The organism is Nocardia farcinica, from assembly GCF_029867845.1.
Classification (GTDB): Bacteria; Actinomycetota; Actinomycetes; order Mycobacteriales; family Mycobacteriaceae; genus Nocardia; species Nocardia farcinica_A.
The window spans coordinates 1-4,057 of the sequence record NZ_JARWRU010000707.1; the positions used below are offsets into that span (position 1 = coordinate 1).

Annotated in this window: 3 protein-coding genes and 1 pseudogene; 3 read left to right on the forward strand and 1 reads right to left on the reverse strand. The window is 72.5% G+C overall.

Annotated elements, in window-relative coordinates:
• Positions 1-832, forward strand: an 832-nt coding sequence (locus QH283_RS15505; protein WP_280503696.1) for a helix-turn-helix transcriptional regulator, incomplete at its 5' end; no start/stop codon positions are given.
• A gap of 20 nt (positions 833-852) precedes the next feature.
• Here QH283_RS15505 and QH283_RS15510 read toward each other — a convergent pair.
• Positions 853-1,137, reverse strand: a complete 285-nt coding sequence (locus QH283_RS15510; protein WP_280503697.1) for a DUF2277 domain-containing protein — start codon at positions 1,135-1,137, stop codon at positions 853-855.
• Positions 1,138-1,394: 257 nt separating this feature from the next.
• Between QH283_RS15510 and QH283_RS15515 the strand changes: the two are divergent.
• Together QH283_RS15515 and QH283_RS15520 are read left to right on the forward strand one after the other, a co-directional pair.
• Positions 1,395-2,354: pseudogene (locus tag QH283_RS15515) on the forward strand (STAS domain-containing protein).
• A gap of 205 nt (positions 2,355-2,559) precedes the next feature.
• Entirely contained in the window at positions 2,560-3,840 is a 1,281-nt protein-coding gene (locus tag QH283_RS15520; protein ID WP_280503698.1) for a sensor domain-containing protein, read from the forward strand.
• Positions 3,841-4,057 lie beyond the last annotated feature (217 nt).

A 4,057-nucleotide genomic window follows, 5' to 3' on the forward strand; every position in this document is an offset into this window, starting at 1 on the left:
CCCGGGCGCGGGGGCGCCCCGCCGGGGGGGGGGGCCCCCCGCCCCCGGGGCGGCCCCGCGGGCCGGGCGGCACCGCCCCCCGCGGGGCCGCGGCGGGTCAGCGCCGACGCCCGCCGCGGCGGTGGACGCCCTGCACCGGGACATGCTCGCCCTGCTCGACCGTGCGGACCATCCGGTCAACACCGCCGCGCTGGTGCCGCACGTGGTGTGGGCGCTGCTGCGGATGCGGGAGCCACGCACCGCCAAGCTGCTGGTCGACAAGGCCAGGTCGCGGCTCGGCGAGTTGCCCGACGTGATGCTGGCCCGCGCGGCCTGCGCGCTCGCCGAGGACCGTCCGCACCAGGCGGTCGATCTGCTGGAGCCGCTGCTGCGGACCCCGGGTGCGCTACGACCCAACAGCAGGGTGACCGGGCTGCTGGTCTGCGCGGTCGCGCACCGCGGCCTCGGCAGGCCGAGGGCGGGCGCCGAGACGCTGGAGCAGGCGGTGCGCGAGGCGGCCGAGGCCGAGCTGGTGCGCCCCTTCCTCGACGTGCCGGGCGCGATCGCGTTGCTCGACACCTGCTCGGGCCGGTTCGCCCGGGCCGAGGAGTTCGTGACCGCCGTCAGGGCGCACCCGGCCGCCCATCGCGAGCACACCCGCCCGGCTCTCACCGATACCGAGCTGCTGGTGCTCAAACAGCTGCCCACCGGCCGCACCGTCGGCCAGATCGCCGCCGATCTCGGGGTGTCGATCAACACCGTCAAGACGCATCTGCGCGGCATCTACGGCAAGCTCGGCGCCAACTCCCGGGTGGGCGCGCTGGACACCGCGCGTCGCAGCGGCCTGCTCTGAGCGCGGTCCGGCGGGACGGGTCAGCGCTCGGCGGCCGCCGCGCGCTCGGCGATGCGGGCACGCACCTCGGGGCGGCGCAGCGGCGGGACGGACTTGGGCGGCACCTTGCGGTCGGGCAGGCGCTCGAGCAGCCGGGTCGTCGTCGCGGCGATCTCGGCCACCGCCTCCTCGACGGCGGCGCGGTTGCTCGCCGAGACCGACGACAGGCCGCCGACCTTGCGGACGTACTGGAGCGCGGCGGCGTGGATCTCCTCAGGCGTGGCGGCCGGTTCGAGCCCGCGCAGCGCGGTGATGTTTCGGCACATACCCCGAGGCTAGCGCGGACCGCATAACAAACTGGACGGTTGGCGAAATCACTTGTGCCGCAGCGCGGGAAACCCGTCCCCACGGCGACGGGGCCGGTATACGATGCGGCATGGCGACGGCCCGCGACAGCCGGCCCACGCGCGGCGCTGCGCGTCCGGGCCCTGCCGCACCGCCCGGCCGTCCCCGTCCCGACCCCACGCCGGACAGCACGCGCCGGCAGGCAGCACCGCGGCGTCTCGATCCACTGGAGTACCCGTTGTCCGAACTGTTCAGCTCCACCCGGGTCGCCCCGGGCGCGAACGACGCGGGCGAGCGCCTGCTCTCGGAACTGGTCGAACATCTGCGCCACAATCGCACCGCCCTGCGCGCGCAGTGGGCGCGGCGGATCACCGAGGCCGAGTTGTTCACCGCGATGACCCCCGAGGAGATCTTTCACCGAGGTCACCTCGGTCTACGACAACTACGTGACAGTGCTGGAGACCGGCTCGGTGGGCGCCCTGGGCAACTACGCCCGCGATCTGTCCGAGCGGATCGTGGTGCGCGGGGTGCAGACCGACGAGATCCTCGGCATCGTGCTGCTGTTGCGCGATGTGCTCGCCCGCTCGCTGTTCGAGAAGTACCAGCACGACTTCGAACTGCTCGAGCGCGTGCTCGACGTCTACGAGCCCGCGGCCAACCGGTCGCCAGCATGGTGGCCATCTCGTTCGTGCAGGAGCGCGAGCGGATCATCCGCCAGCAGCAGGAGGCCATCCGCGAGCTGTCCACCCCGGTGCTGCAGGTCCGCGAGCAGCTGCTCATCCTGCCCATCATCGGCATGCTCGACAGCCAGCGCGCCCGCCAGCTCACCGAGCAGCTGCTGCGCGCCATCCGCGCCAACCGCGCCAAGGTCGTGGTCATCGACATCACCGGCGTGCCGACCATCGACTCCACCGTGGCCAACCATCTGGCCCAGACCGTGGACGCCTCGGGCCTGATGGGCGCGAGCGTGATCCTCACCGGCATGTCGTCGGAGATCGCGCTGACATTGGTGACCCTCGGGCTCGACCTGTCGAAGATGAACGCCGTCGGCGACCTGCAGGGCGGCATCGATGAGGCCGAGCGACTGCTCGGCTACGAGGTTTCCCGCGCGTGCGAGCATTCCCGTGCCGGCGAATCACCGGCCCGACCGGCTGCGGCCCACGCGCTTCCGAACGGAAAGGTCGGCCGGCCGGGGTAATTGCCGTCGGCATCAGGTTTCGCTATTGTCAATCTTCGATACCACTTAGTCTCTTTTGACTTGCGACCATCGCTCTTCCGGTATCGGCAACGCGGACTCGAATCCCGGCGCAGGGTGGGTTTTTTCGCCGGACCGGCCTCCCGCGTTGCGCGCTCCACCGCTCCACCCGTGCTATTCGCCGCGTCGTACGACGAACAGGATTCGCATGGTCGAGAACACTTTCACAGCGCCGCCGGGCGGCGGCCTGCACGCGCCACCCGGCGGTGGCGCCGTGGCACAGCTGGCGCAGCGCTACTGCGCGCTCGTCGAGCACTCCCCCGACGCCATCTGCGTGCACGATGGCGGCTCGATCGTGTACCTGAACCCCGCGGGGATGCGATTGTTCGCCGTGGACGCCGACGCGCTCGGCCGCCCGCTGGCCGACTTCCTGCATCCGGCCGAAGTGCTCACGCCCACCCGGCCGAGCAGGCGGGCGCCCGCCACCCTGATCCGCGCGGACGGCACGCGGATACCGGTTCAGACGGCCACGGTGCGCACGGTCTGGCAGGGCCGCAACGCCTATCAGCTGGTGCTGCACGACCTCAGCGCCCAGCGCGCGGCCGAGGCGGCCAGGCGGCGGATGGAGCAGCACTTCGCCGCGGTGGTCTCCCAGCTGGAGGAAGGCGTCCTGGTCATGACCAGGGACGGGCTGATCGAGTCGATCAATCCGGCCGCGCTGCGCCTGCTCGGTTGCGAGGGCGCCGATCTCGTCGGCCGCAACTACCAGGAGCTGTCGCTGCGCATGGTGGACGCCGACGGCTCGCCGTTGCCCGCGGCCGCGCATCCGATGGTGCGCACGATGCACACCGGCGAGCCCGCGACCGGTTTCGTCTTCGGCCTCGAGGGCCACCATCGCGGCAGACGCTGGCTGGCGGGCAACTGCCGCCCGCTCGATCCCGACGACCCCGGCTCGGCGGTCGTGGCCGCGTTCACCGACATCACCGACACCCGCGACCGCCACCGCAGGCTGCGCTACCAGGCCACCCACGACGACCTGACCGGCCTGAAGAACCGGGCCACCATCCTGTCCATGCTCGAGCACGCGCTGGCCGAGCCACGGCGCGAGCAGTTCTCCGCCGTGCTGTTCGTCGACCTGGACCGATTCAAGTCGGTCAACGACCGCCTCGGACACCTGGCGGGCGACGAGGTGCTGCGTGTCACCGCCCGCAGGCTGCGCCGCGCGGTGGCCGAGGGCGACGCGCTCGGCAGGCTCGGCGGCGACGAGTTCCTGATCCTGTTGCGCGGCCCCGGCCGCGATCCGGTGGCCACCGTCAACCGCCTGCACGCGGTGGTCGGCGACCCGATCCGGCTGCCGCACGGCCCGCTGCGGCTGGGGGTCTCGATCGGGGCCACCCGGCTCTCCCCGGTCGAGACGCGCTCACTCAGCGAGATCCTGCACGACGCCGACACCGCCATGTATCGGGAGAAGGCCGCCGCGAGCGCCTGAGGATGCGCCCCGGACGCGCGATTGTCCACGATGTCCTGTGGTCGGCGCGAGCATTGCGGGAGCGCGCCAGCGTACGATCGGCAATCGAGTCGGCCCTCCCTGAGCCGACTACCGCGCGGCCCGAACCCCCTGCGAGTCGCGCAACACCGAGTCGAGGGGGCCCCCGCCCCCCCCCCCCCCCCCCCCCCCCCGGGGTAAATAAAACACCCCCCCCCCC